The 26,491-nt window shown below is 44.0% G+C and carries 22 protein-coding genes; 20 read left to right on the top strand and 2 right to left on the bottom strand.

What is annotated here, in order from left to right:
• The first annotated feature begins 373 nt into the window (after positions 1-373).
• The 6 genes from AB5Y61_RS08835 (at position 374) to recG (ending at position 9,620) form a co-directional block, all read left to right on the top strand.
• Positions 374-2,218 (top strand): APC family permease, encoded by a 1,845-nt coding sequence (locus AB5Y61_RS08835; protein WP_368403881.1) that lies wholly within the window; start codon positions 374-376, stop codon positions 2,216-2,218.
• A 174-nt stretch (positions 2,219-2,392) separates the two neighbouring features.
• Positions 2,393-4,912: a preprotein translocase subunit SecA gene (secA, locus tag AB5Y61_RS08830; protein ID WP_368403880.1), complete on the top strand. Its 2,520-nt coding sequence runs from the start codon at positions 2,393-2,395 to the stop codon at positions 4,910-4,912.
• Between the two features lie 52 nt (positions 4,913-4,964).
• On the top strand, positions 4,965-5,993 hold the full coding sequence (locus tag AB5Y61_RS08825; RefSeq protein WP_368403879.1) for a 3-deoxy-7-phosphoheptulonate synthase: 1,029 nt from the start codon (positions 4,965-4,967) through the stop codon (positions 5,991-5,993).
• An 86-nt stretch (positions 5,994-6,079) separates the two neighbouring features.
• Positions 6,080-6,445, top strand: a complete 366-nt coding sequence (gene acpS, locus AB5Y61_RS08820) for a holo-ACP synthase (RefSeq protein ID WP_049471826.1) — start codon at positions 6,080-6,082, stop codon at positions 6,443-6,445.
• A complete protein-coding gene (gene alr / locus AB5Y61_RS08815; RefSeq protein ID WP_021153771.1) occupies positions 6,432-7,544 on the top strand; it encodes an alanine racemase in 1,113 nt (370 codons plus the stop codon). The genes acpS and alr overlap by 14 nt, the downstream gene beginning before the upstream one ends.
• Positions 7,545-7,604: 60 nt before the next feature.
• Positions 7,605-9,620: an ATP-dependent DNA helicase RecG gene (gene recG, locus AB5Y61_RS08810; protein ID WP_368403878.1), complete on the top strand. Its 2,016-nt coding sequence runs from the start codon at positions 7,605-7,607 to the stop codon at positions 9,618-9,620.
• 290 nt (positions 9,621-9,910) lie between these two features.
• On the opposite strand, the gene AB5Y61_RS08805 is transcribed toward recG, so the two are convergent.
• Complete coding sequence (locus tag AB5Y61_RS08805; RefSeq protein ID WP_368403877.1) at positions 9,911-10,873, bottom strand: asparaginase; 963 nt, start codon at positions 10,871-10,873, stop codon at positions 9,911-9,913.
• Between the two features lie 62 nt (positions 10,874-10,935).
• Between AB5Y61_RS08805 and AB5Y61_RS08800 the strand changes: the two genes are divergently transcribed.
• Positions 10,936-12,336: a Cof-type HAD-IIB family hydrolase gene (locus AB5Y61_RS08800; protein WP_045759800.1), complete on the top strand. Its 1,401-nt coding sequence runs from the start codon at positions 10,936-10,938 to the stop codon at positions 12,334-12,336.
• Between the two features lie 105 nt (positions 12,337-12,441).
• Here the strand turns inward: AB5Y61_RS08800 and AB5Y61_RS08795 are convergent, their stop codons facing one another.
• Positions 12,442-12,894: a universal stress protein gene (locus AB5Y61_RS08795; protein ID WP_003008541.1), complete on the bottom strand. Its 453-nt coding sequence runs from the start codon at positions 12,892-12,894 to the stop codon at positions 12,442-12,444.
• Between the two features lie 208 nt (positions 12,895-13,102).
• On the opposite strand from AB5Y61_RS08795, the gene AB5Y61_RS08790 reads away from it, so the two are divergent.
• The 13 genes from AB5Y61_RS08790 to AB5Y61_RS08730 form a co-directional block, all read left to right on the top strand.
• Positions 13,103-14,317 (top strand): pyridoxal phosphate-dependent aminotransferase, encoded by a 1,215-nt coding sequence (locus tag AB5Y61_RS08790; protein ID WP_049473129.1) that lies wholly within the window; start codon positions 13,103-13,105, stop codon positions 14,315-14,317.
• Between the two features lie 187 nt (positions 14,318-14,504).
• Positions 14,505-15,293: a GTP-sensing pleiotropic transcriptional regulator CodY gene (gene codY, locus AB5Y61_RS08785; RefSeq protein ID WP_024054997.1), complete on the top strand. Its 789-nt coding sequence runs from the start codon at positions 14,505-14,507 to the stop codon at positions 15,291-15,293.
• On the top strand, positions 15,293-15,871 hold the full coding sequence (locus tag AB5Y61_RS08780) for a cysteine hydrolase family protein (protein ID WP_134974223.1): 579 nt from the start codon (positions 15,293-15,295) through the stop codon (positions 15,869-15,871). The genes codY and AB5Y61_RS08780 overlap by 1 nt, the downstream gene beginning before the upstream one ends.
• A gap of 111 nt (positions 15,872-15,982) precedes the next feature.
• Positions 15,983-17,206: a glycosyltransferase gene (locus AB5Y61_RS08775; RefSeq protein ID WP_368403876.1), complete on the top strand. Its 1,224-nt coding sequence runs from the start codon at positions 15,983-15,985 to the stop codon at positions 17,204-17,206.
• On the top strand, positions 17,193-18,080 hold the full coding sequence (locus AB5Y61_RS08770) for a glycosyltransferase family 2 protein (RefSeq protein ID WP_368403875.1): 888 nt from the start codon (positions 17,193-17,195) through the stop codon (positions 18,078-18,080). The genes AB5Y61_RS08775 and AB5Y61_RS08770 overlap by 14 nt, the downstream gene beginning before the upstream one ends.
• A 26-nt stretch (positions 18,081-18,106) precedes the next feature.
• The gene (locus AB5Y61_RS08765) at positions 18,107-19,390 is read left to right on the top strand and encodes an accessory Sec system glycosyltransferase GtfB (RefSeq protein ID WP_368403874.1); all 1,284 of its coding nucleotides are present in this window, start codon (positions 18,107-18,109) and stop codon (positions 19,388-19,390) included.
• The gene (locus AB5Y61_RS08760) at positions 19,387-20,880 is read left to right on the top strand and encodes a glycosyltransferase (RefSeq protein ID WP_368403873.1); all 1,494 of its coding nucleotides are present in this window, start codon (positions 19,387-19,389) and stop codon (positions 20,878-20,880) included. Before AB5Y61_RS08765 ends, AB5Y61_RS08760 begins: the two co-directional genes overlap by 4 nt.
• 119 nt (positions 20,881-20,999) lie before the next feature.
• A complete protein-coding gene (gene gatC / locus AB5Y61_RS08755) occupies positions 21,000-21,302 on the top strand; it encodes an Asp-tRNA(Asn)/Glu-tRNA(Gln) amidotransferase subunit GatC (RefSeq protein ID WP_368403872.1) in 303 nt (100 codons plus the stop codon).
• Complete coding sequence (gene gatA / locus AB5Y61_RS08750) at positions 21,302-22,768, top strand: Asp-tRNA(Asn)/Glu-tRNA(Gln) amidotransferase subunit GatA (RefSeq protein ID WP_368403871.1); 1,467 nt, start codon at positions 21,302-21,304, stop codon at positions 22,766-22,768. Before gatC ends, gatA begins: the two co-directional genes overlap by 1 nt.
• Positions 22,768-24,210 carry an Asp-tRNA(Asn)/Glu-tRNA(Gln) amidotransferase subunit GatB gene (gatB, locus tag AB5Y61_RS08745; protein ID WP_368403870.1) on the top strand — a complete coding sequence of 481 codons (1,443 nt, stop codon included), beginning with the start codon at positions 22,768-22,770 and terminating at the stop codon, positions 24,208-24,210. Before gatA ends, gatB begins: the two co-directional genes overlap by 1 nt.
• A gap of 99 nt (positions 24,211-24,309) precedes the next feature.
• A complete protein-coding gene (locus AB5Y61_RS08740; RefSeq protein ID WP_368403869.1) occupies positions 24,310-24,693 on the top strand; it encodes a hypothetical protein in 384 nt (127 codons plus the stop codon).
• Between the two features lie 137 nt (positions 24,694-24,830).
• Positions 24,831-25,874 carry a 2,3-butanediol dehydrogenase gene (locus tag AB5Y61_RS08735; protein ID WP_368403868.1) on the top strand — a complete coding sequence of 348 codons (1,044 nt, stop codon included), beginning with the start codon at positions 24,831-24,833 and terminating at the stop codon, positions 25,872-25,874.
• Between the two features lie 94 nt (positions 25,875-25,968).
• On the top strand, positions 25,969-26,491 hold a 523-nt coding region (locus tag AB5Y61_RS08730), incomplete at its 3' end, for an EamA family transporter (protein WP_368403867.1).

Below are 26,491 nucleotides of genomic sequence, written 5' to 3'. Positions count from 1 at the left end.
AAGTGAGAGTGGGACAGAAATCGGTCATTCGTTAGAATTCGATTTCGTCGTCCCACCTCCGCACAGTTGAGTAGGGCTGTAAAAGCTGATGAAATCAGCGTACTAGAGCCCACTCAACCACTGCGTCTTGTTCGACAATCCAAAAATAATTGAGAGGCTAGGATTTTTGTCCCAGCCTCGTTTTTTGCTTGGAAAAAATTGAAAAGAAACCGTCCTATCTATGGGAGGCGGAAGGAAAGGAAAGAATGAAAAAATTATGAAACTTTCACAATTTCGGTTGACAGTCTTGAAAAAAAGGAGTAGAATAACCCCTGTTTTATGAAAAGAGGCAGGGAATTCCCGGCCTCATGATCTTTTTTTCAAGGAGTTTTTTATGTTTTCAACATTTAAAAAATGGTTTATTGGCCGTCCGTTGAAATCTGGTGCAGAAGGTGAAGGAGGGTTGCTAGGGAAGATGCAGGCCTTGGCCATGCTCTCTAGTGACGCGCTTTCTTCTATCGCCTATGGTCCAGAGCAAGTTATCTTGGTCTTGATGACCGTATCAGCAGGAGCCATTTGGTGGTCCATTCCAATTGGGATTGTGGTTCTAGTTCTCCTAGCCAGTTTAACGATTTCTTATCGCCAGGTTATTCATGCCTATCCCCAAGGAGGAGGAGCCTACATGGTGACTACGGAGAACTTGTCTCCGAAAGCGGGGTTGATCGCTGGTGGCAGTCTCTTGGTCGACTACATGCTGACAGTAGCAGTATCTGTTTCTTCCGGTGCAGATGCCATCACGTCAGCCATCCCTTCTCTACATCCTTATAATCTTCACATTTCCATTTTGTTGGTCTTGCTCTTGATGCTGATGAACTTACGGGGGCTGCGTGAATCAGCTACTTCCTTGATGATTCCAGTCTACCTGTTCATTGTTAGTACGATTGCCTTGATCGGCTATGGTGTGATCCAAATTTTGACAGGGCATTTGGCTTATAACGCAACTGCTCATGTGGGTCAAACCATTTCAGGGGTTAGTGTCATTCTCTTATTGCGGGCCTTTACGAGTGGATCAGCTTCACTAACAGGTGTTGAAGCCATCTCCAATTCGGTTCCTTTCTTTAAGAAACCAAAAGCAAAGAATGCGGCCTCTACCTTGACCATTATGGCTTTGATTTTGGGGATCATGTTTGCAGGGATTACCTTCCTCAATTACTGGGTGGGTGTCGTTCCGGCAAAAGGGGTAACGACTCTAGCCCAAATGGCCCAAGCTATCTTAGGGAATTCCCCAGTCGGACAAGCTTTCTTCTACGTTTTCCAATTATCAACAGCCTTGATTTTGGCAGTTGCAGCGAATACTGGGTTCTCCGCTTTTCCGATGTTGGCTTTTAACATGGCTAAAAATAAATACATGCCACACATGTATATGGAAAAAGGGGATCGTCTGGGCTATTCCAATGGGATTTTGACCTTGGCGATTGGTGCCATCGTCTTGCTCTTGATCTTTGATGGGCAAACAGAAAGTTTGATTCCGCTTTATACCATTGGGGTCTTCATTCCTTTTGCCCTTTCTCAAACAGGGATGGTGATCCACTGGAAACGCCAATATCAAAAAGGATTTCTCAAGTATTCGCTTGCCAATATCCTGGGGGCAGCCATCTGTTATGGTATTGTCTTGATCCTCTTGCTGTTCCGTCTGCGTGAAATCTGGCCCTTCTTCCCTATTATTGGTCTTTTGCTTTGGATGTTCTTGAGTATCCGCAATCACTATGATAAAGTTGCGGCTCAATTGCGCTTGGGAGGTAGGATCGAAAAGACAAGTTATGCGGGCAATACCGTGATTGTCCTTGTCGGAAATGTCACTCAGGTAAGTGTGGGAGCGATGAGTTATGCCAATAGCCTAGGAAATGACGTCATAGCCATGCACGTCTCAACAGAAGAAACCAAGGTTAAAGATGCAGAGGTGGCAGAAGAATTTAAGCACTATTTCCCTCATATTCGCTTTGAAAATGTCATGACGAGCTACCGGGATATTATTCAACCAACAGTTGAATTTGTCTCTAAAGTAGCTGAGGAAGCTAAGGAAAAAGGGAATACTGTCACAGTCTTAGTCCCTCAATTCATCCCTAAAAAACATTGGCAAAATATTCTCCATAACCAAATGAGTTTGAAATTGAAGTACGCACTTCGTTGGCATGAAGAAGTGGTTGTGGCAAGCTATTCTTACCATTTGTCTGAATAACTATCGCATATAGAAAAGATGTCTGCTTGAGCAGGCATCTTTTTGGATTTTCTCACACGAAAAAAACCACTCGAAAGTCTTGTGAGATACAGCCTTGATCTTGAAAAAATGTTAAAAAAATGCTAGAATAAAAAGAACATTTTAGATTTTGAAAAAATCAAAGTAAGGAAAAAAATGGCAAATTTAGTAAAAACAATTATTGAAAATGATCGAGGCGAAATCAAACGCCTTGAAAAAATGGCTGATAAGGTCTTTTCTTATGAAGACCAAATGGCAGCTTTGACGGATGACGAATTAAAAGCGAAAACAGTTGAGTTTAAGCAACGCTACCAAGATGGTGAGTCTTTGGATGATCTCTTGTACGAGGCTTTTGCAGTTGTTCGTGAAGCTGCAAAACGGGTTCTTGGTTTGTTCCCATACAAGGTTCAGGTCATGGGGGGGATCGTTCTTCACCATGGTGACGTTCCAGAGATGCGTACAGGGGAAGGAAAAACCCTGACAGCAACCATGCCGGTGTACTTGAATGCCTTGTCTGGTAAAGGCGTACACGTTGTTACCGTCAATGAATACCTGACAGAGCGGGATGCAACAGAGATGGGAGAACTTTACTCATGGCTTGGCCTTTCAGTAGGGATCAACCTGGCAGCAAAATCTCCAGCTGAGAAAAAAGAAGCTTACCTCTGTGATATTACTTACTCAACCAACTCAGAGATCGGGTTTGACTATCTGCGTGACAACATGGTTGTTCGTGCTGAAAACATGGTTCAACGTCCATTGAACTATGCCTTGGTCGATGAGGTAGACTCGATCTTGATCGACGAAGCTCGAACACCGTTGATCGTTTCTGGTCAGACAGCTTCTGATACGAGCCAGCTCTACCACATGGCAGATGCTTATGTGAAGACCTTAACAGAGGACGATTACATTATCGATGTCCCATCTAAAACCATCGGTTTGTCCGATTCAGGGATTGATAAGGCAGAAAGCTACTTTAATCTCGAAAACTTGTACGATATTGAAAACGTAGCCTTGACCCACTTTATCGACAACGCCCTTCGTGCCAACTACATCATGATTTTGGATATCGACTATGTGGTCAGCGAAGATCAAGAAATCTTGATCGTCGACCAATTTACTGGTCGGACCATGGAAGGTCGTCGTTATTCTGATGGGCTTCACCAAGCGATCGAAGCTAAAGAAGGTGTACCAGTTCAAGAAGAAACCAAAACCTCTGCATCGATTACTTACCAAAACCTCTTCCGTATGTACAAGAAGTTGTCAGGGATGACAGGGACAGGGAAAACCGAAGAAGAAGAATTCCGTGAAATTTATAACATTCGCGTGATTCCAATTCCAACCAACCGTCCGATTGCCCGTATTGACCATCCAGACCTTCTCTACCCAAGCTTGAAATCAAAATTCAAGGCTGTTGTGGAAGATGTCAAGTCTCGTCATGAAAAAGGGCAACCAGTCCTTGTTGGTACTGTTGCCGTTGAAACCAGTGACTACCTTTCTCAATTGTTGGTGCAAGCAGGTGTTCCTCACGAAGTCTTGAATGCGAAAAACCACTACAAAGAAGCGCAAATCATTATGAATGCTGGTCAACGTGGTGCCGTTACCATCGCGACCAACATGGCTGGACGTGGTACGGATATCAAGCTCGGTGAAGGTGTTCGCGAACTCGGTGGCCTGTGTGTCATCGGGACAGAACGTCACGAAAGCCGTCGGATCGACAACCAGCTTCGTGGTCGTTCCGGACGTCAAGGAGACCCAGGTGAATCTCAATTCTACTTGTCTCTTGAAGATGAATTGATGCGTCGTTTCGGTTCTGAGCGGATCAAAGCAGTGCTCGACCGCTTCAAGTTGAGCGAAGAAGAATCGGTGATCCGTTCAAATATGTTCACCCGTCAGGTAGAGGGTGCACAAAAACGGGTTGAAGGAAACAACTACGATACGCGTAAACAAGTCCTTCAATACGATGACGTGATGCGGGAACAACGGGAAATTATCTACGCTGAACGCTATGATGTGATCACAGCTAACCGCGACTTGGCTCCTGAAATCATGGCTATGATTACACGGACCATCAAACGAATTGTCGAAGGTGCTAGCCACTCAAGCAAGAAAGAACGCGTTGAAGCGATTCTGAACTTTGCTAAATACAATTTGGTTCCAGAAGATACAATTTCTGAAAGCGATATTGAAGGAAAATCTGACAAGGAAGTTATTGATTACTTGTATGGACGTGCAGAAGAAATCTATGCTAGCCAAGTAGCGAAATTGCGTGACGAAGAGTCTGTGCAAGAATTCCAAAAAGTCTTGATCCTTCGTGTGGTGGACAGCAAGTGGACAGACCATATCGATGCTTTGGATCAATTGCGAAATGCAGTTGGACTTCGTGGGTATGCGCAAAATAATCCAGTGGTGGAATACCAATCAGAAAGTTTCCGTATGTTTAACGATATGATTGGATCAATTGAATTTGATGTCACTCGTCTCATGATGAAAGCCCAAATTCACGAACAAGAACGTCCACGTACAGAACACAGCATTTCAACAACTGCTACTCGCAATATTGCAGCCCAACAACAAGATATGCCAGCAGAAATTGATTTGTCACAAGTGAAACGCAATGATTTGTGCCCTTGTGGTTCCGGTAAGAAGTTTAAAAACTGTCACGGACGTAAAGGTTAAGGTTTCCTCTTAAAGGAGGAAAGGTAGGGTCTAGAGACCAAAAGGAGGCCGTATGGTATTCGTTAGGAAGAGCAATAAGATTGATGAGCAAGAAATCACGTCGCTTTACCGCTTGGAAGGTGCAGCCTTGGAGCGTAAAGAAGCACGTGACCGGGAGTTGGAGGCGATTATCAAAGGAGAAGACCAACGGATCCTTCTTGTGATCGGGCCTTGTTCTTCTGATAATGAAGAAGCGGTGATGGACTATGCCCGTCGTTTGGCAGACTTGCAAGAGCAAGTCAAAGATCAGATTTTCATTGTGATGCGGGTCTATACGGCTAAACCTCGGACCAATGGGGATGGCTATAAAGGCTTGATGCACCAACCAGATACACATGCAGCACCAAGCTTTGTGGACGGTTTGAAAGCAGTCCGACATCTCCACTACCGTGTGATTACAGAAACTGGTTTGACAACTGCGGATGAGTTGCTTTATCCAGCAAGTCTTCCGTATGTTGAAGATTTGATTTCTTATCATGCCATTGGAGCGCGATCAGTTGAAGACCAGGAGCATCGCTTTGTATCTAGTGGGATCTCTGCTCCGACAGGTATGAAGAATCCAACTTCTGGAAATCTTTCTGTTATGTTCAATGCGATTTATGCAGCCCAACATCCCCAAAACTTTTTGTTCAATGCCCAAGCAGTGGAAACATCAGGAAATCCTTTAGCTCATGCGATCCTTCGTGGGGGCTTGGATGCAAGTGGTAAGAATATTCCAAACTACCATTATGAAGATTTGCTAGCGGCAGCAAAACGCTATAGCGAAATGGGCTTGCAACATCCCTTCATCCTGGTGGATACCAACCATGACAATTCTGGCAAACAATTCGAAGAGCAAGTACGCATCGTGAGAGAAACCATGATGAACCGTGCTTGGAACAAGGATTTGGCAACTTTAGTTCGTGGTTTCATGATTGAATCCTATCTAGAAGATGGTCGTCAAAATGAACCAGTGGTTTATGGTCAATCCATCACAGACCCTTGCCTGGGTTGGGAAAAAACACAGGCCTTGGTCAAAGAAATTGCAACGATGAATAAGTAAAAGGCAGGGGCGGAAGGAGTGATTCTTTAGCCCCTTCTCTTTTGTCAGTAAAACGATACTGAAACGATAAATAAGGATAAAACAAGATGATCAAAGGACATGGCATCGATATCGAATCGATCGCTGCGATTGAAAAAGCCTATCAGAAGAATACTCGATTCGCTGAAAAAGTCTTAACCGGGGCTGAGCGAGAGCGCTTTGAGGAATTGTCTGGAAAACGGAAAATGGAATATTTAACGGGCCGATGGTCCGCCAAAGAAGCCTTTTCAAAGGCAATGGGAACAGGGATTGGACCAGTTGGTTTTCAAGAGTTAGAAATTTTAAATGATGCCCACGGAGCTCCCTATTTTTCCAAGTCTCCTTTTTCTGGGAAGGTATGGATTTCGATCAGTCACAAGGGAGACCTAGTGTCGACCAGTGTCATTTTGGAGGAAGAAAATGAAAGCAAGTAAACATAGACCAACTGTTGCAAGAGTCGATTTGGATGCCATTGCCTTTAATGTGCAACAAGTCAGTGAGCATATTCCGAGTCAAGCCTTGAAATATGCAGTCGTCAAGGCCAACGCCTATGGTCATGGGGTCGCTGCAGTAACCAAAAAATTGGCACCTCAGGTTGATGGCTTTTGTGTATCCAATATGGATGAAGCCCTCGAAATCCGTGAAGAAGGCTTGCAACACCCTATTTTGATTTTGGGAGTTGTGCCAAGTGAAACAGTGAATCTGGCCAAAGAGCATGGCATCCGCTTAACGGTGGCTAGTCTTGCTTGGTTGGACCAATTGCTTGGACAAGAAGCAGATCTTTCAGGATTGAAGGTCCATATCAAGGTGGATTCAGGAATGGGGCGGATCGGATTCCGAAGGATCGAAGACATCAAAGTGGCTGAACGACTTCTCTTAGCAGCTGGAGCTGAAATTGAAGGAATCTTTACTCATTTTGCGACAGCAGATGAAGCAGATGATCGAAAATTCCAAGCGCAATACCAGTTTTTCAAAGAAGTATTGGCTGCTCTTGAAACCCTTCCTCCCATTGTCCATGCTAGTAATTCTGCCACCTCTTTGTGGCATGCGGATACGATTTTCACGGCTGTGCGCTTGGGAGATGTCATGTATGGCTTGAATCCCAGTGGTTCTGTGTTAGCCTTGCCTTATGAAATCAAGCCAGCCTTGAGTTTGGTGAGTGAGTTAGTTCATGTGAAACAGTTAGAAGCTGGTCAAGATATTGGCTACGGAGCAACTTATACGACAGAAGAATCCCAATGGATTGGGACGATTCCTATCGGCTATGCGGATGGTTGGATCCGAGAGATGCAAAATTTCCATGTGCTGATCAAGGGTGAGTTTTGTCCCATTGTTGGTCGCGTTTCGATGGACCAGATAACGGTTCGCCTTCCTGAAGAATTGCCTCTGGGGACCAAGGTTACCCTGATTGGACGTGAGGGCGAGAAAGAAATCACGGCAACAGAGGTTGCAGATTACCGTGGTACCATTAATTATGAAGTGGTCTGTCTCTTGAGTGATCGGATTCCTCGTGACTATACAGGTGAAGAATAAGAAGAAGCAGGTGGGATTTTCCCGGATGGACCTGCTTTTTTATAAAAGAAAGGAGGAGAAATGAATCTACACCAACCCTTATCTGTACTGCCTGGAGTCGGTCCAAAATCGGCGGAAAAATTTAAAAAGTTAGGGATTGAAACCTTAGAAGATCTGCTCTTGTATTTCCCCTTTCGCTATGAAGACTTCAAAACGCGCAATGTTTTAGAGTTGGAAGATGGGGAAAAAGCTGTCATCTCTGGGGTGGTAGCAACTCCAGCCAATGTCCAATATTATGGTTACAAACGAAATCGCTTGCGCTTTTCAATCAAACAAGGAGACCAAGTGATTGCGGTTAATTTTTTCAATCAACCCTATTTAGCAGACAAAATCGAGGTTCAGCAAACAGTAGCGATTTTTGGGAAATGGGACAAGGCAAAAGGCAGTTTGACGGGGATGAAGCTCTTGGCTCAGGTGGAAGATGATTTGCAGCCAGTCTATCGGGTGACGCAAGGAGTCAGCCAAAACAGCCTGGTGAAATTGATCAAAATAGCATTCGATCAGGGCTTGGATCAGCTTTTAGAAGAGAATTTGCCCCAAGTTTTGCGGGAGCGTTATCAACTCTTGTCACGCTCTCAAGCAGTGCAGGCTATGCATTTTCCTAAGGATCTGGCAGAGTACAAGCAAGCTCTTCGCCGGGTAAAATTTGAAGAGCTCCTCTTTTTCCAGCTGCAACTCCAAGTGCTAAAAGAAGAAAATCACGATGCCAGCCAAGGGATTTCCTTGGGCTGGGATCCAGAAAAATTAGCAGAACGAAAAAAACAGCTTCCTTTTGAGCTAACGCAAGCTCAAGAAAACAGCTTGAATGAAATCTTGACAGATATGGCCTCTCCTTATCATATGAACCGCCTCTTACAAGGGGATGTGGGAAGCGGGAAGACAGTCGTGGCCGGTCTTGCCATGTATGCAGCCTTAAGCGCTGGTAAGCAAGCTGCCTTGATGGTTCCAACGGAGATTTTGGCAGAGCAACACAAGGAAAGCTTGCAAAATCTTTTTCCAGATTTGCCAATTGCCCTTCTAACAGGAGGATTAAAAGTGGCTGAGAAACGAGAAGTCTTAGAAGAGATCGCCTCAGGAACTGCTCAACTGATTGTGGGGACACATGCCTTGATTCAAGAGGGAGTTCACTACCAAGATCTAGGCTTGGTCATTATTGATGAACAGCACCGTTTTGGGGTTTCCCAGCGCCGTATCCTTCGAGAAAAAGGACAAAATCCAGACGTCCTGATGATGACGGCTACCCCTATTCCCCGGACCTTGGCTATTACAGCCTTTGGAGATATGGATGTGTCCATCATTGACCAGATGCCTGCTGGACGAAAGGAAATCATCACACGTTGGGTCAAGCATGAGCAGTTAGAAGTGGTCCTCGACTGGTTAGTCAAAGAACTTGGCAAAGGTTCTCAAGCCTACTTTATTTCTCCATTAATTGAGGAGTCAGAGGCGCTAGATTTGAAAAACGCCCTTGCCCTTCAAGAAGAGCTAGAGACCTTCTTTGGACAGCGAGCACGCGTTTCTCTTCTTCACGGGAAGATGAAAAGTGAAGAAAAAGATGCCATCATGCAGGCCTTTAAAGAGCAGCAAGTCGATGTTTTGGTGTCTACGACCGTTATTGAAGTAGGAGTCAACGTACCCAATGCAACCGTTATGGTCATTATGGATGCAGATCGGTTTGGTCTTAGCCAGCTTCACCAGCTTCGAGGTCGGGTTGGTCGGGGAAACAAGCAATCCTATGCTATTCTAGTAGCCAATCCTAAGACAGATAGTGGCAAGCAGCGCATGAAAATCATGACAGAGACAACCAATGGGTTTGTGCTGGCGGAAGAAGATTTGAAAATGCGGGGTTCAGGTGAAATCTTTGGAACCCGTCAATCTGGGATTCCAGAATTTCAAGTGGCGGATTTGGTAGAAGATTATCCCATTCTGGAAGAAGCAAGGAAAGTTGCCAGCCAGATCGTAGCCACGCCAGATTGGCGCGAACACCCAGATTGGCATTTGCTCTCGCTATATTTAGAAAAGAAAGAACATTTAGACTAGACGCAAAAAAGGGAGTAGAGTGGAAATTCTTTGGATTCCACTCTACTCCCTTTAAGATTGTATTTTACGGGCTTTGTATCTTGATGAAATGCGACAGGACGAAGGTGGATCGATACCATCCACCTGAGGAGTTAGTGAGTCGTGTAGGCAAGGCACCATAGTGCTTGCCGTTACACGAATTGAACACGGGCTGCGGATTGTGTCAAAAAGATGAATCCTCCTAGAATCTTTTGGATTCTTCGTCGTATTCCCTATTTTGACTGTATCCGCTACGCCCTTTGTATCTTAGTTTACCCTTCGATATAGTCTTTGAGTTCTTGTCCTTTTAGGCCGGCATTGAGGGCGATGAGGAGTTTGATGCGCGCTTTGGGGGCATTTAATTCTTTGATGAAAAAGACACCTGCTTGATGGAGTTGGACGCCTCCTCCTTCATATGCGTAGACGGGTTCAGCGATCCCATTGAAGCAACGGGATACTAAAGCGATTGGAAGGCCTGCATCTATAAACTCTTGGAGTTTATGTGCCGTTTCTTTAGGGATGTTTCCTGCTCCAAAGGCTTCGATAATGAGGCCATCAAGCTTTGAAAGATCCAGCATGTCCAGCAGATCGGTTTTCATCCCTGCATAGGTAGTGATGATCGGAACGAACCCATCGATGGTATCGAGATCAAAGCGCACCCTTGGCTCGGCTGTTTTAAAGAAGAGGATTTCCTTTTTCATGACCAAACCTAGTGGGCCGTGGGTTGGTGTCTGAAAGGTGCTGACATTGGTGGTGTGGGTTTTGGTGACGTACTTAGCCGCATGAATTTCATCGTTCATGACGACTAAGACCCCTTTATCACGTGCTTTTGGATCGGCAGCCACTCGAAGGGCTGTCAGAAAATTATAGACGCCATCGCTTCCTAGCTCATTAGAGCTTCGCATAGCTCCTGTAATGACCACAGCGATCTCTGGTAACTCCATGGTATCCAAGAAATAAGCTGTTTCTTCCAGCGTATCTGTTCCGTGGGTAATAACGATGCCGTCGTAGTTGTGAGCTTCCTCTTTGATTTTTTGATATAGAGCTAACATGTGACGAGGAGTCATTTGAGGGCTGGGAAGGTTGAAGAAGTCCTCTGAGGTGACTGCAATTCCTTCAATTGGTGAAGTAACTTGGGTCATGGGATTGACTTCATTGGTAATCACTGCCCCAGAGTCATCTGCCGCCATCGAAATGGTTCCTCCGGTATGTAGTGCTAAAATTTTCTTAAACATGTGAAGCTCCTTGGAATATGTGATATAATTTATTTTATCATAAAAAGAAAGAAACAGTAGACATGGAAATAAAAGCAGTCTTTTTTGATATCGATGGAACCTTGGTTAATGATAGTCGAGCGGTCCTAAAATCAACAGAAAAAGCCATTCAGTCTTTAAAGGAAGAAGGGATCTATGTAGGCCTTGCGACAGGGCGGGGACCGGCCTTTGTCAAACCGTTTATGGAACGCTATGGTTTTGATTTTGCAGTGACCTATAATGGTCAGTATATTTTGACCAAGGACCGCGTGCTGTTTACTAGCCCAATCGATAAAAAGAGTCTGCACCAACTAATTGACTATGCTCGAGAACACCGCAAGGAAATTGCTCTCGGTACCAAGGATGGGGTATTTGGTTCTCGGATCATGAGTTTTGGGATGAGTCCTATTTCAACCTGGTCCAGTCGCTTTGTGCCCCGCAAAATGGCCCGTACAGTCAGTCGAGGATTTAACAAAGTGGTCAGCAAGGTCGTCCCACAAGATCAGGACACCCTCTATGCACTAGCGCAAGAACCAATCTACCAAGTGTTGATCTTATCGAGTCCAGAGGAGACTGCAAAAATTGAAAAAGAGTTTCCGGATCTGAAATTCACACGGTCTAGTCCTTTTGCAGCAGATGTCCTCAACCCAGGGATTTCCAAGTTAGAAGGGATCCGCATCGTTGGTCAGGAATTTGGCTTTGATATCGATGAAGTGATGGCTTTTGGTGATTCTGATAATGACTTAGAGATGCTTTCAGGTGTTGGCTTGTCCATTGCGATGGGAAATGGGACGACTAGTGTCAAGGCAATTGCCAAGCATACCACGACCAGTAATGGCAAGGATGGCATTCAAAAGGCCCTGCAACACTTTGGTATTCTCTCAGAGAAAGAACTCTTTCTTTCTAAGGATGATCACTTCAATAAGGTCAAAACCTTCCATGGTGTGATGGATGGGGAGACCCAGGAGAAACCAGTTGTTTGGCAGCCTCAAGATGCCCTTTATCGAACCATGTTCAAGCAAGAGGAGTTGGTAGAATTTGTCCGAGCAGCTAGCACAAGTGAGGAAGAATTTGATCGCTCGGTAGCAGCTCTTCACGAAGCCTTGGATAAGGCTGCAGATAAGGTTCGTGGCAAGCACCCAGCTGAGATCTCCATGGTAGGGCAGGTTGATGCCTTGATTGATACCCTCTATCTGACTTATGGTAGCTTTGTTCTAATGGGGGTCGATCCTGAAGAGGTCTTTGAGATTGTTCACCGGGCCAATATGGGCAAGATTTTCCCAGATGGAAAGGCGCACTTTGATCCAGTAACCCACAAAATTCTGAAGCCAGATGATTGGGAAGAAAAATACGCTCCAGAACCAGCCATCAAAAAAGAACTCGATCGCCAGCTCAAGGCCTACGAAAAACATGCAAAACAAAAAGAAGCAAAAAAAGACAACTAAAAAAGGTTTGGAACAAAGGTTCCAAACCTTTTTTAGAATGTAGACAAACTATTTTTTACTAAGATAAGTAAAGTGTTCTACAAAGAAGTCGAAATATGTTCTTTCTTACATGGTTTTATCCTTATCACGTACCACTAGTAAGTCTACTTTGGCGTGGCGAAGGATATATTCTGAGGAGGATCCGACCATTAACCGTTCGAAGGCATTGAGTCCGGTAGCCCCGACCATAATAAGGTCAACTCCTTCCTTACTTGGGATATCATTGGCTAAGAGGACTTTTGGATTTCCCATTTCTACAACAGTCACAACATTTTGAACGCCGACTTTTTCAGCACGTTCCTTGTAGCCTTTGAGCAATTCATTGGCTTCTTCTTGCAATTCTTCGTAGACCTCAGCATCAAAAGTTGAGACGCTTTGAAGGGCACGGGTATCGATGACGTGGGCAATCGTCAATTTAGAGCCGTTGCGAAGAGAAACGTTAACCCCTTTTTCAAAGGCTAATTCTGCTTCATGAGAACCGTCGACAGCGACCATAATATTTTCGTATTTTTGAGACATAATCCTACCTCCTTATAGCTTGAAAACATGGATAGAATAGAAGGAAATCCTATTCTTTATACACTTATATTTTATCTCTTTTGAGCTAGAATGTAAAGGTAAAGTCTCGCTTTTCTGCTATATTTTTGCAGAATTTTTAAAGTCCTCGGTTTGTACTCTATTTGAACTAGTGGTATAATAGAGATAATTTCGTGAATCGAGGCAGAATATGAAGGAATATAATAAATCAAGCAAACTCGAACATGTCGCTTACGATATTCGTGGTCCAGTCTTGGAAGAAGCCATGCGCATGCGAGCAAATGGAGAAAAAATTCTACGTTTGAATACGGGGAATCCTGCTGAATTTGGCTTTACAGCTCCAGATGAAGTCATCCATGATTTGATCATGAATGCGCGTGATAGTGAAGGTTATTCAGATTCAAAAGGGATTTTTTCAGCCCGCAAGGCCATCATGCAGTACTGCCAGTTGAAAAAAATTCCAAATGTGGATATTGATGATATTTACCTTGGAAATGGAGTGAGTGAGCTGATCGTCATGTCCATGCAAGGACTGCTCGACAACGGGGATGAGGTCTTGGTTCCCATGCCGGACTATCCTCTTTGGACAGCAGCCGTCAGCCTAGCTGGTGGGAATGCGGTTCACTATCTTTGTGATGAAGAAGCAAACTGGTATCCAGATATTGAAGATATCAAGTCGAAAATCACCTCAAACACTAAGGCTATCGTTGTTATCAACCCGAATAACCCAACAGGTGCCCTCTATCCAGATGAGATCCTGCTTGAGATTGTAGAGATCGCTCGTCAAAATAACTTGATCATCTTTGCGGATGAAATTTACGATCGCTTGGTCATGGATGGTGAAAAACACACGGCTATCGCAAGTTTAGCGCCTGATCTCTTCTGTGTGAGTATGAATGGCTTGTCAAAATCTCACCGGATTGCCGGTTTCCGTGTTGGTTGGATGGTTCTATCCGGACCCAAGCACCATGTGAAGGGCTATATCGAAGGTTTGAACATGTTGTCCAATATGCGTCTTTGTTCAAATGTCTTGGCTCAACAAGTTGTGCAAACCTCTCTTGGAGGCTACCAATCCGTGGATGAACTCTTGCTTCCAGGTGGTCGAATCTACGAACAACGGAACTTTATCTACAAAGCCATCAATGATATTCCAGGTCTCTCAGCTGTTAAGCCAAAGGCTGGTCTCTATATCTTCCCTAAGATTGATCGGGACATGTACCGCGTGGATGATGATGAACAATTTGTTTTAGAGTTCTTGAAGCAAGAAAAAATTCTCTTGGTTCATGGCCGCGGATTTAACTGGAAAGATCCAGATCACTTCCGGATCGTTTACCTTCCACGTGTCGATGAGTTAGCTCAAATTCAAGAAAAAATGACTCGTTTCTTGAAGCAATACAAACGTTAATTAGATAAAGGATTGAAGAGGAAAGTCTTCAATCTTTTTTTGATTCATTTTATAAAATCCATGTCATCGAAACGACATTTTTCTGAATTGCGCATAATTGTAGAAAAAATAAATAATTTTCAGATAATTTGATTGAAATTCCCACACTTATATGATATACTTGAGCTGACTATATGCGAGGTTTATTATGGCAAACTTATTAGAAAAGACACGTAAAATTACATCCATCTTGAAACGGACTGATGAACAGTTGCAGTTCGAGATGCCTTATAATGATATTGCCCAGCAATTAGCGGATATTATCCACTGTAATGCCTGTATCATTAATAGCAAGGGAACCCTTCTTGGTTATTTCATGCGTTACAAGACCAACAATGACCGGGTAGAAGCTTTCTTTCAAAATAAAAAATTACCAGAAGATTATGCCAAGGCAGCTAGTTTGGTCTACGATACAGAAGCTAATTTAGATGTGGACCATGATTTGAGTATCTTTCCGGTCGAAACCAAGTCTGAATTTCCTGATGGCTTGACCACCATTGCGCCTATTCATGTTTCTGGGATTCGATTGGGTTCCTTGATCATTTGGCGCAATGATAAACAGTTTGCGGATGATGATTTGATCTTGGTTGAGATTGCGAGTACCGTGGTAGGGATTCAAATGTTGAACTACCAACGCGAGGAAGACGAGAAGAATATTCGTCGTCGGACAGCGGTGAATATGGCTGTCAATACCTTGTCTTACTCTGAATTGCGGGCTGTTTCTGCCATCCTTAGTGAATTGAAAGGCAATGAGGGACAGTTGACTGCTTCTATCATTGCAGATCGGATTGGTATCACTCGCTCTGTGATTGTCAATGCACTCCGGAAATTGGAGTCAGCCGGTATTATTGAAAGCCGTTCTCTTGGAATGAAGGGAACCTATCTCAAAGTGTTGATACCAGATATTTTTGAAGAAATTAAGAAAAGAGACTACTAATGGCTAAAGCATTAATTTCGATTGACTACACCGTTGATTTTGTAGCGGATGAAGGTAAGCTAACGGCAGGGGCTCCCGCCCAAGCCATTTCTGAGAGCATTGCTCAGGTGACCCAATTGGCCTTTGACCAAGGAGCCTATGTCTTTTTTGCCATTGATGCGCATGATGTAGACGATCCATTTCATCCTGAAAGCAAGCTCTTCCCACCCCATAATATCATTGGGACTAGTGGACGTGATTTGTACGGCCCTTTAGCAGATTTTTATCGGGAGCACAAAGCGGATCCACGCGTCTTTTGGATGGACAAACGTCATTATTCTGCTTTTTCAGGGACGGATCTAGATATCCGCCTTCGGGAACGTCATGTGGACACCGTTATTTTGACGGGTGTCTTGACCGATATCTGTGTTCTCCATACAGCGGTTGATGCCTACAATCTGGGTTATCAGATCGAAGTTGTGGAACCTGCAGTGGCGTCGCTCACTCCTGAAAATCACCAGTTTGCATTGAATCACTTCAAGCATGTCTTAGGGGCAAGTTTGGTAGACGATACACTAGCTGTATTAGACCAAAAATAAGAAACCGATGTAAAAGAGGTCATAGATACTTGTCTAGGCCTCTTTTTTGGGCTTAGAAATTGTTTTCCTCTCTTGAAAATGGTATTCTAATGAAAGAAAAAAGGGGAAGTTATGAGTAAAAAAGCTGTTGTGTTTTCAGCCAATCTGTCTTATATGGAAAAGTTGGAAACCGCGATGAAGTCACTGTGTGCCCATCAGGACCGGTTGAAAATTTATGTCTTAAATGAAGATCTACCAACGGAGTGGTTTACTATCATGAATCAGCGCTTGCGCCAGTTGGATTCAGAAGTGATCAATTGTCGGATGTTTCCCGAGCAATTCCAGTCCTTTTCGCTTCCAAGTGACCATATTCACTATGCAACCTATTTCCGTTACGCTATTCCAGAGATGGTGGAAGAAGAGCGAATCCTCTATCTGGATTGTGATATGATCTTTACACAGGATTTATCGCCTTTATTTGAGGTCGATCTAAAAGGTTATGGACTGGGTGCAGTGGTTGATAAGCCGACGACGACAGATGGTTTTAATGCTGGACTTTTGGTGATTGATAAGGCTTGGTGGCAAGAGCACCAAGTGACAGAGGCTCTTTTTGACCTTACTCGCAAGCACCATCAGCATGTCTACGGAGATCAAGGAATTTTGAACCTGTATTTCAAAGATGCTTGGTATCCATTACCTTGGACCTATAATCTACAAGTAGGGTCTGATAAGGATCAATATCTCTATGGTGATTTGGACTGGTATGATGCCTTCCAAGGGATCCCAGCAGTCGTTCACTACACCTCTCATAATAAACCATGGACCTCCAAACGCTTCAATCGTTTTCGTGAATTATGGTGGTTTTATTATGCCCTCTCTTGGGAGGAAATTTTGCTTCGAAAACCGATTTTGAAGCAAACCTATCAAGATCTAGTGGGAGATTTTCCTTATCATGCGGCTATTTATACCCATACAGCAGATATCCAAGAGTTGGAGACGTTGTTAAAAGAGTTGCCGGACGTAGCGATTCATGTCCTTGCCCATAGTCATTTTGGTTTTAACTTGGTGCAATTGGAACGCTACCCTAACCTCTTTCTTTATCCCTCTTTTGATCCCTTGACCAGTCGAAAAGTCCTAGAAAAATTGGATGTTTATCTGGATATCAATCCCTATGATGAGGTCGATCAAATCACGCAAACGATCAGTCGACAAGGTCTCCCTATTTTTTCTTTTGAAGGAACCAATCATGTGGAGAATGGTGAGAATCAGGTGTTTAGGGATGATCAGGTGCAGGAGATGGTGACAGCGATTCGCGATTATTTAAAGAGAAATGAGAAGAAGTATGGAAGCAAATGAAGTAGTCAGTATTATCATTCCCATCTATAATGTAGAAGCTTATTTGAGACAATGTTTGGAAACGGTTATCCATCAGACTTACCCGAATTTAGAGATCATATTGGTCAATGATGGTTCGCCAGATCAGTCAGAAGAGATCTGTAAAGAATTTTTTAGGAAGGATGCGCGCATCCGCTATGTCCGTCAAGAAAATGGGGGTTTATCCGCTGCCCGCAATACAGGGATTGAGTTAGCTACTGGTGATTACATTACCTTTATTGATCCAGATGACTGGGTGACGGAGGACTATGTAGAAGTGCTCTATCGCCAACTGAAGAAGTATGATGCGGATGTCTCGGTAGCTAACTATAACCTCTATGATGACAGTAGTAGCAAATACTTGATCAAGGTAACGGACGATGATTATTCAGAGACCCTTTATGAGGGGCGAACAATTATGGACCACGATGCCATTCAGGAGACCAGAGATATGGCCTGGGCGTGTGCTATGATGAAGCTCTATAAGCGTAACTTATTTGAAGGACTTCGTTTTCCGGTCGGAAAAAATGTTGAAGATAACTTTCTCATGTATAAGCTCTTCTTAAAAGCCAATCGGGTGGTCCATACGGAGAAATGTATTTATTGGTATCGCGTGGGTCGTTCAGATACTCTGTCCCAAGTTTGGACAGAAAAGCGGGTACTCGATGAGATGGAAGCCAAGCAAGAAAAATTGGCTCTTCTTGGGATGTTGGGCTATGATCTGACCTGGCACCGCTATATCTATAAAACGCGGTTGAAACGGGCTCTTGAAAAACTAGAAGAAGCTGGCTTGCAAGAGTCAGAAACCTATGAGCGCGTGGGGATCAACCTCAGTTTCGTTGAAACCATGGACTAAGAACTTATTGATGAGAAAGGATCAGCATGTTCATTATTGCATCAGAGCAGACCAGAGAGCTGGATCGTTTGCGAAAATTATTGGACAAACTTGGCCAGCCCTACCGTGTGTTTGTGACCAATTTGGAAACAGATTTGGATCAACAGACAGATAGTCTGGCGACCTTTTTTACCAAAAAAGACCCGGCATCAACAGTTGGGAACCCTTTATTTTTCAATGATTTAGAGGTTCCAGAATTATGGGAATGTTGGACGCTTGGGATCACGACCTATCTTTTTGATGGGGAGGAACGTCGTGCCAATGTGCTTTTGCGAGAGGATATCTTGTCACGAACGGTTGAAAGAGTGGAGTGGTTTGGTCAGGGAGAGGAGATTGTATCCATTGATGTTTACAACCGCTATGGCTGGAGAAGCAAGCAGAGTCTCCTTACGGAAACCGGTCAACCTTATTTAGACATTTTTTTGAATCGTCAACAAGAAGAAGTCCTGCTTCATTTTGTCTTGCAAGGGACTTTTTTGCATCAACTCCCTAAAGGACGGGATCATCTGTATGCCAATAAAGAAGAGCTTCAAAGAGCCGTTCTGAAACAAGTCTTGGCAGACAATGAAGCCATCCTTTTGATGGATAAAACATTGTTAGATGTTGTGAAAGAGATTCCTAAGGAACGACTTGCCTTGTGTACAAGTACAGGTGCCGAACTAGAAGGAATCAAAGAGCAGGTTGAGCAGATCCTGGTGCTGGAGGATGCTTATTTAGGTGAGAAAAAAGAAGGCTACACAAGTCTTTCAGGATTCGTAGACGTGGACCAGGAGAAGTTTCAACCAGAAGCCCTGGTCATGACGGCTTCTCAAGAGGTTGAAGGCTTAGCAGACCTCGTTCACGATTTTCCACAAGTGAACTTTCACATTGCTGCTTTGACAGCTATGGGACCAAAATTAACAGACTTGGAGACTTGTTTTAATGTACACCTCTATCCAGGGATTTCGCTAGAAAAATATGAGAACTTGTTATCCAGCTGCTCTATTTATCTGGATTGCAACCGAGGAGAAGAAGTGTGGAACAGTAGCCTTCATGCTCTTGAAAATGGGCAAGTCTTGTTTGGGTTGAAGAGTACAGTGCACCAGGAAGCCTATAAAGAATTGAGCACGATTACCGATACAGTAGAAGAAATGAGAAATCAATTAGAAGCATTAGTCCAGCAGCCAGACACCTTTAAATCATTGTTAAGAGAGCAAGTGAGGATCTTGGAACTGCCTGAAAAATATGCTCTGAAAGAGATCTTTAAGCGATTAGAGGGGGGAACAGCATGACCATTTATACCTTTAATCTATTAGTGGGATTTGAACCCAATGGAGTCGATGTTGCACAAGCCTCTCGGGCAAAGATGCTCCGGAGTCTAGGAGTGGCAGCAAAGTTTGTCTTTACCACTTGGCCCACTCCAGAAAAATTGGCCTATTACCTCTCTTTGGGGCATCGGGATGAGGAGTTGCTTTTTGCCCATTTAGGCTTTACAGATCAACAGACTACAGTCCCTCAAAAGACGGTGGGGGCCTTGCAAATGGAGTTTCAACTGACTCGTCTAGATGTTGTTGAAAAAACAGAAGAAGCTATTCGCTATCAATTTGCAGATAACAGCGCTTTGACCTTCCATCTGGATCCCTATCATAAAGACTGTGTCCGTTATGTAGATTATCTTTTAGCCGGGAATCTGGTCAAGCGAGAGTATTATGGAGCTTGTAAACTTGCCACAGAGTATTTTCAGTATGGTAGTGTTGTCAGAAGGACCTATCACCATCAAGATGGAAGTATTGCTTTTGAAGAATTGAGGTTAGGTGGAAGCTGGCTCTATAAACTGGGGCCTGAGATTTTGACCAACCATACAGAAGTGATGAGACGTTTTCTGTCGAAACTTTCGCTCAAAGAAGGGGATCTGATTCTGCTTGATCGGGCTTCGCGCATGGATTTTGCCCGCCCTTTGTTGGAGAAAGATAATCCTTCCAAGCTCGCCATGGTGTTTCATTCAGAGCACGAATTTGAAAATGGCCATCTCAACTATGAGTACTATTATGTGTTCAAGTATGCCAAACGCTTCGATTACTTCATCACGGCGACGGATCTTCAAAAAGAAGTCTTGGAGCAGACACTTGCTAAACAAGGATGCCAAGGAATTCCGATCTATAGTATTCCAGTAGGGCATCTAGAAGAATTGACGGAATCACAAGGAGATCGACCTCCCTTTAGCGTGATCACAGCTTCCCGTTTGGATCCAAGAAAACGCATCGATTTAGCCATTCGAGTAGTGGCTCAAGCTCATAAACGCCTCTCTGCCCTTCAGTTTGATATTTATGGAAAGGGTGGCGAAGCGGATAACTTGCGACACCTGATTCAGGAGTTGGAAGCGCAAGACTTTATTCATCTACGTGGTCATGCGGATCTTAAGCAGATTTATCCTTGCTACCAAGCCTACCTCACCACTTCTCAGTGGGAGACCTTTGGATTGACCTTGATGGAGGCGGCTGGAGCAGGATTAGCCTTGCTCGGCTTTGATGCTCGTTATGGCAATCCAACTTTTATAAAAGAGGGTGAAAATGGCTTTTTGGTACCTTATAGCGAGACAGTGCCAGAAGAACAATTGGTGAAAGAGTTGGCAGACAAGCTGGTCCAGCTCTTTGAAAGTGACCTTGCACCATTTCATCAGGCTTCTTATGACTTGGCTTCTTGCTACCTCGCATCTCATGTCCAGAAACTCTGGAAAGAAACTCTAATAGAGATGGGACAATTAGGCGAAAAAGCAATATAAAATGAAGAATCTGTAGCGACAAAAAAGTCCTACAGATTTTTTCTAAGGCAAGCAAATTGAGCTAAATTATGGTAAAATAGAGGGTATTGAAAAATCATCAATTCACGAAAGGAAGCAAGATGAAAATTACGCAAGAAGAGGTAACCCACGTTGCCAATCTTTCAAAATTGAAATTCTCTCCAGAAGAGACAGCTGAGTTTGCGACAACCTTGTCGAAGATTGTCGACATGGTGGAATTGTTGGAAGAAGTGGACACAACCGGTGTAGCCCCAACAACAACCATGGCGGATCGTAAGACCGTATTGCGTCCGGATGTCGCTGAAAAAGGCACTGACCGCGACCATTTGTTTAAAAATGTACCTGAAAAAGACAATTACTACATCAAGGTGCCAGCTATCCTAGAAGATGGAGGAGATGCCTAATGTCATTCAACCATAAAACCATTGAAGAGTTGCACGACCTCCTTGTCTCTAAGGAAATTTCAGCAACCGAATTGACTCAAGCGACACTTGACGATATCAAGGCGCGTGAAGAAGCCGTCAATGCCTTTGTGACGGTGGCTGAAGAAGCTGCCCTTGCACAAGCCAAGGCCATTGATGAAAAAGGGATTGATGCAGATAATCTCTTATCAGGGATTCCACTCGCCGTCAAAGACAATATCTCAACAGATGGCATCTTGACCACTGCGGCATCAAAAATGCTCTATAACTACGAGCCCATCTTTGATGCGACAGCTGTTGCCAATGCCAAAGCCAAAGGTATGATTGTTGTCGGAAAAACCAACATGGACGAGTTTGCCATGGGTGGATCTGGTGAGACTTCTTACTATGGACCAACCAAGAATGCTTGGGACTACAGCAAGGTGCCTGGTGGATCTTCTAGTGGTTCAGCAGCTGCTGTCGCTTCAGGACAAGTCCGTTTGTCTCTTGGTTCAGATACGGGTGGTTCTATTCGCCAACCGGCTGCCTTCAACGGAATCGTCGGTCTCAAACCAACTTATGGAACAGTTTCACGCTTTGGTCTCATTGCCTTTGGTAGCTCACTTGACCAAATTGGGACTTTCTCACCAACGGTTAAGGAAAATGCGCAATTGCTCAATGTCATTGCCAGTGCAGATGACAAGGATTCGACTTCTGCACCTGTTCGTGTAGCAGACTTTACTTCTAAGATTGGTCAAGACATCAAGGGGATGAAAATTGCTTTGCCTAAGGAATACCTAGGGGAAGGGATTGATCCAGAAGTCAAAGAAACGATTCTCAATGCAGCTAAGCACTTTGAGAAATTGGGAGCAACTGTCGAAGAAGTCAGTCTGCCACATTCTAAATACGGGGTTGCTGTCTACTACATCATCGCTTCTTCAGAAGCATCTTCAAACTTGCAACGTTTTGACGGGATTCGCTATGGTTTCCGTGCGGAAGATGCCAAGAACTTGGATGATATCTACGTGAACACTCGTAGCCAAGGTTTTGGTGATGAGGTCAAACGCCGGATCATGCTTGGTACCTTTAGTTTGTCATCTGGTTACTACGATGCCTACTACAAGAAAGCTGGTCAAGTTCGGACCCTTATTATCCAAGACTTCGAAAAAGTCTTTGCGGATTATGACCTTATCCTTGGTCCAACAGCACCAAGCGTGGCCTTTGATTTGGATTCGCTCAATCATGATCCTGTTGCTATGTACTTGGCGGACTTGTTGACCATCCCAGTCAACTTGGCGGGTCTTCCAGGGATTTCGATTCCTGCAGGATTTACTCAAGGACTTCCAGTTGGTTTGCAGTTAATTGGTCCGAAATATTCTGAAGAAACCATCTACCAAGCCGCAGCGGCCTTTGAAGCAACGACGGATTACCACAAGCAACAACCCCTAATTTTCGGAGGTGACAATTAATGAACTTTGAAACAGTCATCGGACTTGAAGTCCACGTTGAATTGAATACAAAATCAAAAATTTTCTCACCAACCTCTGCCCACTTTGGAAACGAGCAAAATGCCAATACCAATGTGATTGACTGGTCTTTCCCTGGGGTACTTCCTGTCTTGAACAAGGGTGTTGTGGACGCTGGGATCAAGGCTGCTTTGGCCTTGAACATGGATATCCATCAGCACATGCACTTTGACCGTAAGAACTATTTCTATCCTGATAATCCAAAAGCCTACCAAATCTCACAATTTGACGAGCCAATCGGTTACAATGGTTGGATTGAAGTGCAATTGGAAGACGGCTCAACCAAGAAAATCGGGATTGAACGGGCCCACTTGGAAGAAGATGCTGGTAAGAACACGCACGGAACAGATGGCTTCTCTTATGTAGACCTCAACCGTCAAGGGGTGCCATTGATCGAGATTGTATCTGAAGCAGATATGCGTTCTCCGGAAGAAGCCTATGCTTATTTGACAGCTTTGAAAGAAGTCATCCAATACACTGGGATTTCTGACGTCAAGATGGAAGAAGGATCGATGCGGGTCGATGCCAATATTTCCCTTCGCCCATACGGTCAAGAGGAATTTGGTACCAAGACGGAGTTGAAAAACTTGAACTCTTTCTCAAACGTCCGTAAAGGTCTTGAATATGAAGTAGAGCGCCAAGCGAAAATCTTGCGTTCGGGTGGGATTATTCGCCAAGAAACACGCCGTTACGATGAAGCCAACAAGAGCACGATTCTTATGCGGGTAAAAGAAGGAGCAGCGGATTACCGTTACTTCCCAGAACCAGATCTTCCCTTGTTTGAAATCTCAGATGAGTGGATCGAAGAAATGCGCACGGAGTTGCCAGAATTTCCAAAAGACCGTCGTGCTCGCTACGTGGCAGAGCTTGGCTTATCTGACTATGATGCCAATCAATTGACAGCGACCAAAGTCACTTCAGACTTCTTTGAAGCAGCCGTAGCCCTTGGTGGCGATGCCAAACAAGTGTCTAACTGGCTCCAAGGTGAAGTAGCTCAATTCTTGAATGCAGAAGGCAAGACACTGGAACAAATCGAGTTGACGCCAGAAAACTTGGTCGAAATGATTGCCATCATCGAAGATGGCACCATCTCATCTAAGATTGCCAAGAAAGTCTTCGTTCATTTGGCGAAAAACGGTGGCGGTGCGCGTGAATACGTCGAAAAAGCTGGATTGGTACAGATTTCAGACCCTGAAGTCTTGATTCCAATCATCCACCAAGTCTTCGCAGACAATGAAGCAGCCGTAGCCGACTTCAAGTCAGGGAAACGGAATGCGGACAAGGCCTTTACCGGCTTCCTCATGAAAGCAACCAAAGGCCAAGCCAACCCACAAGTAGCCCTCAAGTTACTTGCACAAGAATTGGCTAAGTTGAAAGAAGAGTAATAGAAAAAGAACCAGCCGAGAGGTTGGTTTTTACTATCCATAAAATTGTGTTAGAATAGGAAAGACGATTACATGTCAACAGGTATTAGGAGGAATTACATGAATAAATTTTTAAGAGTTTTATTTATCCTAGTCATTATCGCTATGTCTGGAGCAATTATCTTCCAGCTATTCTTTCCATCCTATATGGGAAGTCATTCGGGATATGGTATTTCTGTCGGTTGGCAACGGGAGATTGGGTTTTGGAATGTGGCAGTTCTTGTGATTCTCATTGCTGTTAATCTCAAATATGATTGGTTTTATCTTCGGACGGTGCTATTGGCTTTGATCATTGGTGGGCTTGGGATTGGGACCAATCATCTCTTCAATTATTTTCACTATCATCTGCCTGTCAATGGGATCGGTGCGCTTGAAAATTATCTCCTTGTCCTTGGTTGGATGGTAGGCTGGAGAATAGAGACTTCACGAGTCAAGAAGAAATAAGAAGGAGCAGTCGAAGGGCGGCTCTTTTTTCATCTTCAGTTTCTTCTTGACAAAGTTTGTGAAAAGGCTTACAATGGATTTGTTGAGTTTCCTGAAAAGGAAAATGCAAATCATGGAAATATAAAGGAGATCATCATATGGCTACTATGAAAGCAGCTCGCTGGCATGCAGCAAAAGACGTTCGTATCGAGGAAGTGGAAGTACCTGAAGTACAACCTCATCAAGTAAAAGTGGCAGTTAAGTTCACTGGAATCTGTGGTACGGACTTACATGAATATTTGGATGGACCGATCTTCATTCCAACAGAAGAGCACGTTTATTCTGGTCAAAAAGCACCCGTTACCCTCGGTCACGAGTTTGCTGGAGAAATTGTCGAAGTTGGAAGCGAAGTAACTCGTGTCAAAGTCGGTGATCGTGTGACGATCGAGCCAATTTTGGCAAAACACAACTTAATTGGTGACTACAACCTCGATCCAAACTTGAACTTCGTCGGTCTTGCGGCAGATGGTGGGTTTGCTAAATACTGTGTCCTAGATGGAGATTTGGTCCATGTGATTCCAGATAGCTTGAGCTATGAGCAAGCAGCGCTTACAGAACCTGCTGCCGTTGCCGTTTATGCAGTTCGTCAATCTGCATTGAAAGCTGGGGATACAGCCGTTATCTTTGGCTTGGGTCCAATCGGTCTTTTGATTGTTGAAGCCCTTCGTGCAGCAGGAGCATCAAAAATCTATGCGGTTGAATTATCTCCTGAACGCCAAGCGAAAGCGGAAGAATTGGGAGCAATCGTTGTTCGCCCAGAAGAAGGAGAAACAATCGTCGAAGCCATCCATCGTTTAACAGGTGGTGGAGCAGATGTTTCTTATGAAGTGACTGGAGTTCCAGTTGTTTTAGGTCAAGCCCTTGCAGCTGTTCATAAAGCTGGGGAATGTATGGTCGTATCTATCTGGGAACGTGAAGCCAGCATCAATCCAAATGAATTTGCTATCCAAGAAAAATCTCTCAAAGGAATTATTGCCTACCGTCATATCTTCCCTAAAGTGCTGGAATTGATGGAACAAGGCTACTTCTCTGCTGAAAAATTGGTTACCAAGAAAATTAAATTGGAAAATATCGTTGAAGAAGGATTTGTTGAATTAACACAAGATAAATCTCAAATCAAGATCTTGGTTCAACCTGAATAAGCAAATAAATTTATATGAAATATATGAGGCTGAAACGTTTCGTTTCGGCCTTTTATGATACAATAAAAGTAAGGAACAGATTTAGGAGGGGACTATGTCAAAGACGATGAAAGGAACACTCATGACCTTGATCGCTGGGATCGCTTGGGGCTTGTCAGGAGCCTGTGGCCAGTACCTGTTGGCTCATGGATTTACAGCAATTGGTTTGACAACGATTCGTTTAGTGTTTTCAGGGGCTGTGCTACTGCTTCTTGCTTATCTAGCAGACCAGGAAAAAGTAAAGGCCTTTCTAAGAGACCGCTCGTCCTACCTTCCCTTGCTCTTATTTGCTTTTTTAGGGTTATTAATGACCCAATTGACTTATCTAGAAGCGATTGATGCGACTAATGCAGGTACGGCAACTGTTTTTCAATATCTCTGTCCCATTGTAGTTTTGGCCTATTCTTGTGTTAAGGACCGAGTAGCTCCGACAGTATCTGAGGTCATTTCCATGGTCTTAGCGATCGCAGGGACCTTTCTCATTGCAACCCATGGTCAACTCAATCAATTAGCCATCACTCCTAAAGGACTAGTTTGGGGACTGGTTTCTGCCTTTGCCTATGCCCTCTACATTATTC

Origin of the sequence: Streptococcus parasanguinis (assembly GCF_040908565.1) — a bacterium.
Classification (GTDB): Bacteria; Bacillota; Bacilli; order Lactobacillales; family Streptococcaceae; genus Streptococcus; species Streptococcus parasanguinis_AC.
Note: the sequence above shows the minus strand (reverse complement) of the source record. Positions and strands in the feature narration are given on the sequence as shown.